We start from the raw sequence: 13873 nt of genomic DNA on the forward strand, positions 1-13873 counted from the left end.
AAGAAGGAAGTGGATGATAGCGAATTTTAGGTTAAGAGGCGAATGTAGAGATATACTCTTAGTAATTCGAATATGGCGAGTATAAACGTTAATCCTTGGGGACAACTTATGAACAATGAAATCCACTTTAAATATTATGATATGGTCGAAGAGTATGCGATGGAGTCGATAGAGCCTGTTGCTGAAGCAGAAGAAGATGCGCTTGCCCTCTACTTCCAGCTGCTACTCACCCGATTAATGAATAACGAAGAAATTAGTGAGAACGCGCAGCAAGAGATGGCAAAAGAAGCGGGTATTGATAAAAAGCGCATTGATGATATCGCTATGTTTCTTAATCGCTGGGGTAACGAATAACACGTATTGAGCTCATTAAAAAATGGGCTCAATATTATCCTAATTCACAAAATATCACTCTGATCCTACATAACTGTATGATTTAACGTATACTCGTTATGCACTTTATTTCACATAAACTCGCAAAAAGAACAGAACTGCTTTTTTGATGTGTGCTGTTTTCATAAGATGTTTTAGATTAATTTATTGGGTGAGATATGCTGGATTTTTTAAAAAATTATGACAATTTAACTATCAGCGAAAAGAAAGTATTAAAATATCTCACCGATAATATTGCGGATATTCCGTATTTAAATATTAATGATTTAGTTGCCAAAACCTTTGTATCAAAAACGGTTATCATTAATTTATCGCAAAAATTAGGATTTAGTGGATTTAAAGAGCTTAAATTCCAAATTAATAATTATATTTTGACGAGAAATAAAGTCGAAAAAACTAATGCGGCGTCTTATAAAAAACAATTAGAAAAAAATATTCATAAAACATTTACCTTAATTAATGAAGAACAAATTCAGGAGTGCGCGAAGACTTTACGCCATTCTAGAAATATTTTTATTGTCGCAAGAGGTACGAGCAAAGCGGTAGGGTATTACCTTGAGCATCTATTGTTTGCATTAGGTCTACATTGCTTTTTTATTAATGATTACAACTTATCTGATTCCTTTACACGCCTTGTTAATGAAGACGATACGGTTATCTTTATCTCGCTTTCTGGTGGTACCAAGAAAATCATTGAGACAGCAAAAATTGTGCAGTTAAAAGATGCCAACATCATTAGCATGACAGCATTTAATACTAATGAATTAACCACTTATGCAACTCATGCTCTATTTTGTTTTGCTGATAATCATGATACTAAAAAAGATGATACCAAATCGCGTATAGGCTTTTTTATGCTGGTGGATTTACTGATTAATGAGCTGGAAAATCTACTTTAAAAAGAGATAACAGCGCCTATATGATTTACTAAATACCCTTTTTAATGATTAAAGCGTGAAGAGTATTAATATATTCCGTTAGATTAATCATCGTTTATTCTAAAATAGCCTTTCTTTTCAATCTTACTTCTAAGCCCTAAAATAAATATTATTTAATAGAATAAAAAGTTTTATTCATTGTTCTTTATTAAATCAATTTTTTAATAAAAAGACCTAAGTCATAAAGTGTGACCTGAGATAATATTTAAAACCAGCGCGTCATTCATTTCCTATAATCCCTAAGATAGAGTACCTCGGTAATTCTTTTATATTCGAGAAGTCATAAGGAAAAAAATATGGCCAGGAAAAAGTTCAGCGAGTCTATTCAGCGCTTTGGTAGAACCCTACTTCTACCTATCGGTGTATTGGCACCTATTGGTATGATCTTAGGGATCAGTGGTGCTTTAGTTCAGTCTTATATGATTGCACGCTTTCCTTTTCTAGGAAATGAAACAGTCAATGCTCTATTAGTTAGTATCCGTACTATTGCCGGCGTGGTGTTTGATAATATTCCACTCTTATTTGCAATGGGTGTGGCATACGGTATGAGCCACAAAGATAAGGGGATAGCGGTCTTTGCCTCCGTTGTCGGCTATTTGACCTTGATAAGTACTATCAATATCTGGTTGGTATTGACAGGAAAGCTTGCTGATCCTGCGATTATGACGCAGGTGGGGCAAATCAAGGTGCTTGGTATACAAACCATGAATATCAGTGCCGCAGGGGGGATTATCACAGGATTAATCGCCGCATGGGCAACGGATAAATTCTATAACCTTGAATTACCGACGGCATTTGCCTTCTTCTCAGGGAAAAAATCTGTCGCCATTATTATGGTCGGATTGATGATCTGCGTAGGTGCATTACTGCCATTTATTTGGGAAGTATTAGTGATGGGCTTAACTAAGCTCTCGGTAGTCTTCTTAAGTCCTGTCGGGCCTTTCTTTACTGCGGGCGGTGAACGTCTATTTATTCCATTCGGTTTACATCACGTCTGGAATGTTCTGTTTAGATTTACCGAAGCTGGTGGTTCTTATGTGATTGATGGACAAACCTATGTGGGCGTTGTTCCAGCAATGACAGAAGTGTTATTTAACCAAGGGCCAAGTAGTGAATATTGGGCAATGATGCCAAGCCTAACGCGTTTTATGGCTCAGCAACAAATGTTGGTTACGCTATTCCTGTTCCCAGCAATTGCATTAGCGATTTATAAAACCTCGAAAAAAGAGAACCGTGCTGAAGTTAAATCAATGCTGGTGACGATGGTCTTAACTGCAATGTTAGGTAATGTTACCGAACCGCTTGAATTTACCTTCGTCTTTATCGCACCGTTACTTTATTTAATTTACGCGATTATCGTGGGTATTGGTGCAGTTCTGCTCTCTTTTGCAGGTGTTGCGATCGGTTATATCCGAGGCACAGTCTTTGACTTCACCATCTTTGGTTTACTGTACGAACACACTAACTGGATCTTCTTAGTGCTGATTGGTAGTGCGCTTGCTGTGGTGACCTATTTCATTTTCTACTGGGCTATCGTCAAGTTTGATATCAAAACACCAGGTAGAGAAGAATCAAGCAATATGAAAAATACGTTAATCAAAGAAAAACGTTATGGCGAAATTGCAGAGATTTTAATCCAAGCGTTAGGTGGCAAACAAAATATTCGTAATGTTGATAACTGTATTACACGATTACGTATCGACATTAATGAAGTTAATCAAATAGATAAAGAATTAATGTTGGAGTCTGGATGTACAGCATTCTTCTTTCCGGCAGCAAACCATGTCCATGTCGTTTATGGCCCTAAAGTCGAATTTGTTCGCAATGCTGTTGATGAAGCAATGAAGAAATAAAAGGATACATGATGAGAGCGTTATACGATTCTAAAAGTAAAACAATCGACGATCGCGGTATTAAAAATCTGCTGTCCAATGAAGCTAAATATTCAACTTGGTTGATGTTTGAAGCAATGTTAGCGCAAGCACAAGCTGAACACGGTTTTATTCCACAGTCTGCTGCTGATGAAATTAAAGAAAAGGCGATTATTGAGAATATCGATTTCGAAGAGATGAACCGTATTTATCAAAAAATCGGTCATGGCTTTGTGCCTTTCTTAAAAGTGCTGGTAAATGCGTGCTCTGAAGAGAGCGGTAAATACGTGCACTATGGCATTACCACGCAAAACATACAGCAAAGTTCACAGCTGTATATGATGAAAACCGTACACAATAAGTTCATGTTATTGTTGAGCGAAATTATTGAAAACTTATCAAATCTCGCTGAAAAAACAAAACATATGGTAATGGCTGGTAGAACACACGGTCGTCATGCTATTCCTATCACTTATGGGTATAAAGTTTCAGTGTGGATCAGTGATTTTATTGATTGCTACCAGCGCATGAAAGAGAGTGAGAAACGTGTATTCACCATTATGATGGGTGGCGCAGTAGGTGCTTTTAACTCAATGCCTGAAGTTGGGATGAAAGTACAAAAACGTGTTGCTGAATTAGTGGGTATGCGGGCAATGGAAGTACCATCACGTAACCTAAGTACGCATAAATTAGAGTACATGATGAACTTGGCACTGATGGCAAATATCTGTCATAAAATTGGTGAAGAAGTTTATAGCACTACATTAGAAGAAATTGCTGAGGTTTCTGAAGGATTTACAAAAGGTACTGTGGGTAGTAGCACGATGCCTCATAAAATTAATCCAAAATTAGCGAAAGGTATTATTGCTAACTCACAGAAACTGTACTCATTACCTAATGTGGGAATGTACTCTGCGGTAAGACCTTATGAAGGTGACAGCAGTTCTTATATGTTATTCGATGGCTTAATTGAAGAAGCATTAGAATTAACAACAGAAATTTTATTAAGAACGGAAGAGCTTTCAAGAACCATCGTTCCTCATGAAGAGAGAATGCTACATAACGTGATGAGAAATAAAGGATTAGATAATACCGAATACGTTATGATGAAAATGGCAGAAAAATTAGGTAAAGATAAAGCGCATTCACTGTTATATGAAGAGGCCATTAAAACGGCTGCAGATGGTGAAGATTTTTATACTAACCTGATGAAGAATGAAACCATTACGGCGGCCTTTAATGCTGATGAAATTAAGGAAATGCTTGATCCTCGTTCTTATATCGGTTTATCCGTTGAACTTGCTGAGAAAGAAGCAAAACGTGGATTAGCGATTTCTCAAGAAATTAAACAAAGTTATAAATAAATAGTAAAAACCATCAAGTATCTATAAAAAATCATTATCAGTTAAGTCAAGAGCCACTCATTTGAGTGGCTCTTTTTTTATAAAAAGAACGATATCCTCAAAAAAATAAAACAATGTTTTATTTTTTTATTGATGGTTGTGTTTTTTATTGATATCGTGTCCCTATTAAAGTGATGCATTTTCACACATTATCATTAATGCCTATCAAGGCTAGGAATTGAGGTTCATTATGCAAACTCGTCAAAGCATTCATAGCGACCATGCCAAACAACTAGATACAGAAGGCCTGCGCCGCGAGTTTCTGATAGAAGAAGTTTTTAGCCCTAATAAACTGACGATGACTTATAGCCATATCGACCGAATTGTATTTGGCGGAATTATGCCAGTAGACTCTACACTCACTTTTTCTAATGAGTTAGGTAAGTCTTTTGGTGTCACCTATTTTCTAGAGCGCCGTGAATTAGGCCTTATTAATATTGGTGGCGCAGGTGTGATTACGGTTGATGACACAAACTATGAAGTGGGTAAAGCAGAAGCTCTTTATGTGGGAAAAGGCGCTCGTGAAGTGAGTTTTAAGAGTGTTGATCCTGCACATCCTGCCAAATTCTATTATAACAGCGCACCTGCACACACTACTTACCCAACACGTAAAATCACACAAGATCAGGCTTCTCCTGAAACATTAGGGGATGCAAGCACCAGTAATCGTCGTACTATTTATAAGTATTTAGTTCCTAACGTATTACCGACCTGCCAATTAGTAATGGGTATGACTCAGCTAGAGGAAGGAAGCCTTTGGAATACCATGCCTTGTCATACACATGAACGCCGTATGGAAGTCTATTTCTATTTCAATATGAAAGAAGATGCTGCGGTATTCCATATGATGGGTAAACCAGATGAAACTCGCCATTTATTAGTTCATAACGAACAAGCCATTATTTCACCAAGTTGGTCTATTCACGCAGGTGTTGGAACACAAGCTTATACCTTTATTTGGGGTATGGTGGGTGAGAATCAGGTCTTTAGCGATATGGACCACATTGCGGTTCGCGATCTGCGCTAATCAGATAAATGTATTACTCATAATAAAGCCGCCACCAATTATATGAATTGGTGGTACATATTTCCTATATTCGAGGTAATAGTATGATCCTGAATGCATTCGATCTGAAAGGTAAAGTCGCCATTGTAACTGGCTGTAATACAGGTTTAGGCCAAGGTATGGCATTAGGACTTGCTCAAGCGGGTTGCGATATTGTGGGGATCAACCTTGTTGAACCGACAGAGACTATCGCCGAAGTAGAAGCGCTTGGTCGTCGTTTTTTAAGTTTGCAAGCTGATGTGAGTAAAACAAATGAGTTGCCAGGGCTGGTGGATAAAGCTGTCGCTCATTTCGGACATGTTGATATTTTAGTCAACAATGCCGGTATCATTCGTCGAGAAGATGCAATTAATTTTACAGAAAAAGATTGGGATGATGTTATGGATCTCAATATTAAAAGCCTCTTTTTCATGTCTCAAGCAGTGGCTAGAAGATTTATCGCTCAAGGCACTGGCGGTAAAATTATTAATATCGCATCAATGCTTTCATTCCAAGGTGGCATACGTGTGCCGTCTTATACTGCATCTAAAAGTGGTGTTATGGGCGTAACCCGTTTGTTAGCAAACGAATGGGCAAGTAAAGGCATTAACGTTAATGCCATCGCTCCGGGCTATATGGCAACAAATAACACTGCGGCTTTACGTGCTGATGAAGAGCGTAATGCGGCTATTTTAGAGCGTATTCCGGCTGAGCGTTGGGGTGTTCCAAGTGACATGATGGGGCCTGTTGTTTTCTTAGCATCTTCGGCTTCTGATTATGTTAATGGCTATACCATCGCAGTCGATGGTGGTTGGTTAGCGCGTTAATACGCTATTGTTGAAGAAGGCGCCCAAAGGCGCCTTTTTTCGTTGAGCTGGGAATAAGGGGGGGGTTGCATGTTTTTTGAAAATTATTGGTTTGCCCAAGGTATTGGTGTTCTGGGTTGCCTTATTGGTGCAACCGCCTTTATGCAACGACAAGATAGCAAACTTAGATTCCAGCTCACGCTAAATGGCCTTTTGATGTCTATCCATTTCTTTTTGATAGGCTCAACAGTAGGAGCCATTAACTGTTTACTTTGTGCAATCCGAAATTGGATATCGGGTTATTCGCGTAATATTGGGATCATGTTGATCTTTATTGTATTAGCATGGTTTTTAGTGATCCCCCAAATTATACATCCAATACAGATCTTAACGTTATTTGCGACAACATTAACAACCTATGCACTATTTCGCTTTAACGGCATTGTGCTTAGGTTGTGTATGTTAACCAGTACGCTATGTTGGTTAACGCATAATATTTGGGCGGGTTCAATTGGTGGGATAATACAAGAAAGCCTTTTCTTGGTGGTGAATAGTCGAACTATTTTTAAGCTCTATAAGGCGAAATTACAGGGTTCGTTGTGACAAAGAGAAATAAAAAAATCCATTAATACATTATTAATGGATTTTTAGTATAAACAAAGAGTTAGGTTCTATTTTTAAATATTCTCAGCCAAGACATTGGTGTCTGTGTAGCTAAAAGGGTAGTCGTGGAAACCTAATCCAGCAGAAATATTGGCTGCCGCTTCATGTAATCGCGCGATTAACGCAACTTTACTCTCTTCTTGGAAACGAATTAAAGGTAGAGATAAAGAGAGTCCTGCAATAATTCTGCCCATGCGACTATAAATAGGCACAGCAAAACAGCGCAAGCCATGTTCCATTTCTTCTTTATCTTCTGCGTAACCTTGTTTGCGAACTTGTTCTAATTCAACAAGTAAAGCATCGATATCTTTCAGTGTGTATTTTGTAAAAGGTTCAAAAGTCACATTAGCCAAAATAGCGCGAATTTCCGTTTCTGGTAGCCAAGCCAGCATAATTTTACCTAGTCCAGTGCTATAAAGCGGACGGCGGCGACCAATGCGAGAATACATTTGTAAATTATATTCAGAGTCTATTTTATGCAGATAAACAATGCTGTCTTCGTCTAATGTACCGAGGTGAAGCGTTTCTTTGGTTAGTTTTCCAAGGCGATACATCTGCTCATCGGCAAGCTTTATTAGGTCTTGGTTTTCAAGTGCTTTTGCGCCTAACTCAAACAATTTTAAGTTAAGAGAATACTTATCTGTTTCACCTTCTTGGGAAACATATCCTAACGTTTTCATCGTTTGTAAAAAACGATAGACGGTGCTTTTAGACATCATGATCCGTAAGGATAACTCTGTCACACCAATCACTTTTTCCTCGCCAAGTGCTTGTAATATAGCGAATACTTTGAGTACAGAGGAAACTGAATCAGGAGTGTTTTCTATTTCAGACATTGTGAGTCCTAAAAAATGATTTGTTGTTTCATTATATTTGAAATACCACAAAAATTATAGCGATTAGCGATGATGATTCAATAAGATTAATGATTTTTCATCATGTAACGTGTTGCTAATCACAATATTTTTAAACAAAAAATATCTAAATTTGATATTTTTTTCTGTGTGTATCACTTTGAATTTAAAGTAGATAGAGATAAATAGCCGCCATGGTTTTGTATATGCTATTGGGTATCTGAACACACGATAACATGATGAGTACTTTATGGCTTTTTATGGATCTTCTTTAAACTTACTTTCTATGTATTTTGAAAATAATGACAATATCACAAAATTAATGAAATGTTGTTTTAAATCTTTTTAATTGAATCGATTTAAAATAAAATAACATCACTGCTAATGTGAAAATGGAAAGCGCTATGGCTATCAATGTGGCTGTTATTGGCGAATGTATGATTGAATTATCCGAAAGTCAGGCGAATATTGTACGCCATTTTGGAGGAGATACTCTTAATACTGCTGTTTATTTGACTCGTGTAAACCCCAATTTATCTGTTCATTATGTAAGTGCGTTAGGTACAGACTCAATGAGTAGTGCCATGTTAGCGCAATGGCAAGAAGAAGGCGTACATACTGAATTAGTCCAGAGATTAGACAATAAATTACCCGGACTTTATCTCATAAATACGGATAGCCAAGGAGAGCGTACCTTCCATTATTGGCGTAACGATGCTGCCGCACGATATTGGTTACGATCACCAAAAGCCCCAATGATTTTTCAGCAACTGCTTGATTTTGATTATATCTACTTAAGCGGTATCAGCTTGGCGATTTTATCTCCTGAAGATAGAGAACTGCTTTTACAACAATTAGCGAAGTGTCGAGAAAAGGGTGTGAAGATCACCTTTGATAATAACTATCGACCAAGATTATGGGAAAGTTTCGATGCTGCGCAAAAAGCCTATCAAGCTATTTTGTCACTCACTGACTTGGCTTTTCTCACATTAGACGATGAATTCCTTCTTTGGGGGGATAGCGAAGTAGCGCAATGTGTGTCTAGAACGATTGAATTTGGTGTTGGAGAAATCGTTATTAAAAAAGGCGCAGAACCTTGCCTCATTATACAGCAAGGACATTGTGATGAAGTTCCCGCCATAAAACTCGATAAGCAAAGTGTGATTGATACAACCGCCGCAGGTGATTCATTCAGTGCAGGTTATCTTGCTACGCGATTAGCGGGTGAGTCAGTTGTGATGTCTGCGCGTTATGCACACTTACTTGCAAGTACGGTTATTCAACATCGTGGTGCGATTATCCCAATAGTCGCGATGCCACATTCCTCAATAAAAGCGCCACTTATTCATTCAACGAGACACACTATGTCAACATTACTTGAACAACTTTCGGCACTAAAAATTATTCCTGTTATCGCAATTAAAAATGCAGATGATGTTGTCGCATTGGGTAAAGCATTAGTTGAAAACGGTATGCCTAGTGCTGAAATAACTTTTCGTACTCCTGCGGCTGCAGAAGCTATTCGACAGTTAAGAAATGAATTCCCGAAAATGATCATTTGTGCAGGTACAGTATTAACGAAAGCACAGGTTGATCAGGCAATTGAAGCTGGTGCGGATTTTATTGTGAGTCCGGGATTTAACCCTCGTATTGTGCAGTATTGCCAGCAAAGAGGCATTCCTATTATTCCGGGTATTAACACACCAAGTTTAGTTGAAGAGGCAATGGAACTCGGCATCAATCTATTGAAGTTTTTCCCGGCAGAACTTTCAGGCGGTATTGGTATGCTCAAAGCGTTGAGTGCCGTTTATCCTGTCTCTTTTATGCCGACAGGCGGAGTTAATGCCAATAATGTGAAAGATTATCTCGCATTACCTCGTGTTGTTGCTTGTGGTGGTACATGGATGGTGCCTTCAGATCTCGTTGATAATCAACAATGGGAAAAAATAGGCGCTCTTGCTAAGGAAGCAATGGCAGCTTTGTAATTGAATTTAAACACGGATTTAAGAGGGTAACCTGATGATCACTGGAAATTTAAAGCAACTCGATGCAACAATGCTGCCGCCTGCACTGTTAAAATTACTCACTCAAAAAGAGTTATCGTTAAACGCTTTGCAAGAGAAGAGTGAAGGGACATATAACATTATTAATAATGATGTTTTTTATATTATTTCCACACCGACTACTGATCGTGAAGAAAACTTAAAAAGTGAGTTTCATGATCATTATCTTGATATTCAAGTTGTGCTTAAAGGGCAAGAGATGATCTCTACCAGCACAACGATTACCTATCCTCATCAATATCAAGAAACAAAACCAGATCTGATTTTCTTAGATAATCCACCTATTACAACTCGTTTATTGCTTGATACAGGGGATTTTGCCATTTTTTATCCCGGAGAAGTTCATCGACCTACTTGCCAGGTAAATGCTTCGCAAAAAATTAAAAAGGCGGTTTTTAAAATCAGCAAAACATGGCTGGCAACCCAGTAATAATAACTAAGATCTTCATCCTATTATTCCCCATTCTAAATATGATTATTGGCTACTTTTCTGCTTAATAAGTAGCCGATAATTCAGGTTTAAAGAGATTCTATAGTTTATTTCAGAAGATATATTTTCTGTTTTTTTACCGATAAATTATCTTTTCTAGATAATTTAATACTTTTTTATCAATAGGTTATTATATTTATAAAATTAAAAATATAAAAATGGTCATCTATTTTCAAAAAATAGGAACGCCATTTCATTTTCTTGAATTTGATCACTGAAATATCGTCAAATTCAAGTAGGATTAACATTATCAAAATACGCAAACCCATAAGGGGTTCACATGCATACAATGAATGTTTTGCCTAAGTTATCTCTTATCAGCACCGTTGTAGTCGCTAGCCTTTTTTTATCGGGATGTGGTGAAGATGACAAAACAGATAGTCCTGTTATTTTGAAAACGGCTTTTAACCAGTCTGAAAAAAATCCTCAATACAAAGCATTGGAAGATTTCAGTCAAAAATTAGAAGCTGCGACGGGGGGTAAATATAAACTCGAAATTCATCCTAATGAATTATTGGGTGACCAACGTGCCGCTCTTGAATTAGTTCAATCAGGTGCCATTCAATTGGCTGTGGTTGCTAACCCTCTTGTTGAAAACTACAACAAAAACTTCTCTGTTCTGGCTATGCCTTATATCTATAACGACTCAGAACACCAAAGAAAAGTTTTTACAGGTGATATGTTAGATGGCCTATTTAGCTCAACCAAAGGAAATGGTTTCGAGGTACTTACTGCCTATACCGCAGGTGCTCGTAGTATGTATGTGAAAGGAACTCCCGTTAAAACACCTGAAGACATGAAAGGAAGAAAGATCCGAGTCATGCAATCTGACACTATGGTGAAAATGTTGTCTTGCATGGGGGGAACAGGTGTTCCTATGGGACAGGGTGAAGTTTATTCCGCTATCCAACAAGGTGTTCTTGATGGCGCAGAGAATAACGAAATCACTTATGCTGATTTGAAACAGTATGAAGTTGCACCTCATTTCTCTTATACCCGCCATGTTATGGTTGCTGACTTATTAATTGCGAATGAAGCATTCATAAATAAGATGAGCCCTGAAGATCAGGCGACTTTCCGTAAGTTAGCAAAAGAAAGTACAGTGACTGAGTTTGATCTCTTTAACCAAGCGTTAGATACGGCTCGACAATCTGCTATTAGCCAAGGTGCAACATTTACTGAGGTTGATATCAAGCCATTCCAAGAGCGTTGTAAACCGCTGCAAGAATCGATGCTGACCACACCAGAACAGAAAGATATCTACAATAAGATCCGCGCATTAGCCAACTAATGCCGTTTGTTACAAGGGGCTAAATTTTTAGCCCCTATTATAAGGATCAACCATGGAACCTTCAGAGAAATTACCCTCTTCAAACGACTCTAATACGCCTGTTGCAAAAAAGGATTTTTATACTTTTTTAACAAACATTAAGCTAAAAATAGATACCATCGTCGCTTATTTTTGTATTTTTCTTGTGGGTTTAATGACGATATTGGTGACTTACCAAGTTGTGACCCGTTACCTATTTAACGATCCTAGTGCAGTCAGTGAAGTGCTTTCTCGTTACCTATTTATCTGGTTAATTTTAATTGGTAGTGCTTATGTATTTGGGTTACGTGAACATATCGCGATTACGTTTATGCGTGATCGTATGCCTCATAAAGTCCGTATTTGCCTTGAAATTTTAGGTGAGTTCGCCACAACCGTTTTTGTGTTATTGGTGCTCACTATTGGTGGCTACATCGGTATGAGTCGCCAAATGGGACAACTTGATTCGGCACTGCAAATCCCTATTGGGGTTATCTATGCAGCTATACCTATAAGCGGTGTTCTCTCTGTTTTTTATTGCTTATATAACCAATATGGATTGGTTAGACAACTTTCTTCAAAGCAAAAGGTGTAACCATGGATATTGCAATTGTTGTTGCCCTAGTCATGTTTATTGGTGCATTCCTTCTCTTATTTATTGGTACACCAATCAGCGTCAGTATTGGACTCTCTTCTTTCTTCGCCATGGCAATGATATTGCCTTTTGATGGTGCTATTTTAACGTCAGCTCAACGCGTGTTTGTGGGGCTAGACTCTTTCGCTCTGTTAGCGATCCCGTTCTTTATTCTGGCGGGTAACTTAATGAATAACGGCGGTATCGCTATTCGCTTAATTAACTGCGCTAAGTTAGTCAGTAACTTTTTACCGGGGCCTTTAGCGCAAACTAACGTTGTCGCAAATATGCTATTTGGCTCAATCAGTGGCTCAGGTGTTGCTTCTGCGGCGGCGATTGGTGGGATCATGTCCCCAATCCAAAAGAAAGAAAATTACGACCCCGCTTTTAGTGCAGCAGTGAATATTGCATCAGCGCCAACGGGTATGTTAATTCCACCAAGTAATACACTGATTGTATATGCTACGGTTGCAGGAAGTGTATCGATTACAGCTCTGTTTATGGGGGGCTATATTCCTGGTATTTTATGGGGACTGGGTGTGATGTTAGTGGCAGGTTTTATTGCTAAACGTCGCGGTTATGTTGCTGAAAAGCGTACCATGAAAGGACAAGCCTTTAAGCTCGTGCTTGATGCGGTTCCTAGCTTAATGATGATTGTGGTTGTTATCGGTGGGATCTTAGGCGGGATTTTTACTGCAACAGAGGCTTCAGCTATTGCAGTTGTGTATTCTTTAATCTTAGGTATGTGCTATAAAAATATCAAAATAGACCATTTGCCTGCTATTTTCTTAGCAACCGCAAAAATGACAGCAATTGTTATTTTGATGCTCGCAACATCATCCATTATGTCTTGGGTAATGGCATTTACTAAAATACCTGCCATTATCGCATCAGGCTTACTCTCTTTTACCGATAGCTTTTTAGTTATCTTACTGATTATGAACCTGGTTTTGCTGTTGGTTGGTACTTTTATGGACCCAACACCCGCAGTGTTAATCTTTACTCCAATCTTCCTACCGATTTGTGCTCAATTTGGTATGGACCCTGTTCAATTCGGTATCATGATGGTGTTTAACCTTTCATTAGGTACGATAACACCGCCAGTAGGTCCTATTTTATTTACTGGTTGTAAGATAGGTGAAATTAAGATTGAAGGTGTAATTAGACCGCTATTACCTTTCTTTGCTGTGATTATTCTTGTGTTGTTATTAGTGACCTATATTCCTGCAATTTCTATGTTCTTACCTCAAGCTATGGGATTGGTTGGGTAGTATTGATAAAGCTACTAGGGGAGAAGTAATATAAAGTATCCAAAATAAAACAAGCCTGATTATAAAAAGGCTGTTATTAAACAAGAAAAGAGAGGGTCATTTGACCCTCTCTTTTCTTGTTTAATAAACGTTT

At 38.0% G+C, this 13873-nt stretch carries 13 protein-coding genes and 1 pseudogene; 13 read left to right on the forward strand and 1 reads right to left on the reverse strand.

The annotated features are described in order from the left end of the window. Positions 1–108: 108 nt before the first annotated feature. The 7 genes from C0T34_RS16810 to C0T34_RS16840 all read left to right on the forward strand — a co-directional run bounded on the left by C0T34_RS16810 (position 109) and on the right by C0T34_RS16840 (position 7059). On the forward strand, positions 109–354 hold the full coding sequence (locus C0T34_RS16810; protein ID WP_098944033.1) for a DUF2543 family protein: 246 nt from the start codon (positions 109–111) through the stop codon (positions 352–354). A gap of 197 nt (positions 355–551) precedes the next feature. Next, the gene (locus C0T34_RS16815) at positions 552–1292 is read left to right on the forward strand and encodes a MurR/RpiR family transcriptional regulator (protein ID WP_098941581.1); all 741 of its coding nucleotides are present in this window, start codon (positions 552–554) and stop codon (positions 1290–1292) included. Between the two features lie 335 nt (positions 1293–1627). Continuing rightward, positions 1628–3184 (forward strand): PTS transporter subunit EIIC, encoded by a 1557-nt coding sequence (locus C0T34_RS16820; protein WP_098941582.1) that lies wholly within the window; start codon positions 1628–1630, stop codon positions 3182–3184. An 11-nt stretch (positions 3185–3195) separates the two neighbouring features. Continuing rightward, positions 3196–4566, forward strand: a complete 1371-nt coding sequence (locus tag C0T34_RS16825) for an adenylosuccinate lyase family protein (protein WP_098941583.1) — start codon at positions 3196–3198, stop codon at positions 4564–4566. Between the two features lie 229 nt (positions 4567–4795). Then, positions 4796–5632 (forward strand): 5-dehydro-4-deoxy-D-glucuronate isomerase, encoded by an 837-nt coding sequence (gene kduI / locus C0T34_RS16830; RefSeq protein WP_098941584.1) that lies wholly within the window; start codon positions 4796–4798, stop codon positions 5630–5632. Between the two features lie 83 nt (positions 5633–5715). After that, positions 5716–6477: a 2-dehydro-3-deoxy-D-gluconate 5-dehydrogenase KduD gene (gene kduD / locus C0T34_RS16835; RefSeq protein WP_098941585.1), complete on the forward strand. Its 762-nt coding sequence runs from the start codon at positions 5716–5718 to the stop codon at positions 6475–6477. Positions 6478–6546: 69 nt separating this feature from the next. After that, positions 6547–7059: a YgjV family protein gene (locus C0T34_RS16840; RefSeq protein ID WP_098941586.1), complete on the forward strand. Its 513-nt coding sequence runs from the start codon at positions 6547–6549 to the stop codon at positions 7057–7059. Positions 7060–7133: 74 nt separating this feature from the next. On the opposite strand, the gene kdgR is transcribed toward C0T34_RS16840, so the two are convergent. After that, positions 7134–7955, reverse strand: a complete 822-nt coding sequence (kdgR, locus tag C0T34_RS16845; protein ID WP_098941587.1) for a DNA-binding transcriptional regulator KdgR — start codon at positions 7953–7955, stop codon at positions 7134–7136. A gap of 422 nt (positions 7956–8377) precedes the next feature. Between kdgR and C0T34_RS18370 the strand changes: the two are divergent. The 6 genes and pseudogenes from C0T34_RS18370 to C0T34_RS16870 all read left to right on the forward strand — a co-directional run. Then, positions 8378–9292 (forward strand): annotated as a pseudogene (locus C0T34_RS18370) (sugar kinase); the annotation flags it as partial. A 45-nt stretch (positions 9293–9337) separates the two neighbouring features. Beyond that, on the forward strand, positions 9338–9958 hold the full coding sequence (locus C0T34_RS18375; protein ID WP_226892366.1) for a bifunctional 4-hydroxy-2-oxoglutarate aldolase/2-dehydro-3-deoxy-phosphogluconate aldolase: 621 nt from the start codon (positions 9338–9340) through the stop codon (positions 9956–9958). A gap of 34 nt (positions 9959–9992) precedes the next feature. Continuing rightward, positions 9993–10466 (forward strand): YhcH/YjgK/YiaL family protein, encoded by a 474-nt coding sequence (locus C0T34_RS16855; RefSeq protein ID WP_088494233.1) that lies wholly within the window; start codon positions 9993–9995, stop codon positions 10464–10466. Between the two features lie 340 nt (positions 10467–10806). Further along, positions 10807–11817, forward strand: coding sequence for a TRAP transporter substrate-binding protein (locus C0T34_RS16860; protein WP_098941588.1), 1011 nt, complete (start codon positions 10807–10809; stop codon positions 11815–11817). Between the two features lie 52 nt (positions 11818–11869). Further along, a complete protein-coding gene (locus tag C0T34_RS16865) occupies positions 11870–12430 on the forward strand; it encodes a TRAP transporter small permease (protein WP_098941589.1) in 561 nt (186 codons plus the stop codon). A 2-nt stretch (positions 12431–12432) separates the two neighbouring features. After that, positions 12433–13740 carry a TRAP transporter large permease gene (locus C0T34_RS16870; protein ID WP_098941590.1) on the forward strand — a complete coding sequence of 436 codons (1308 nt, stop codon included), beginning with the start codon at positions 12433–12435 and terminating at the stop codon, positions 13738–13740. Positions 13741–13873: the final 133 nt, after the last annotated feature.

The sequence above is a fragment of the Proteus sp. CA142267 genome (assembly GCF_003336825.1).
In the GTDB taxonomy this organism is placed as follows: domain Bacteria; phylum Pseudomonadota; class Gammaproteobacteria; order Enterobacterales; family Enterobacteriaceae; genus Proteus; species Proteus terrae.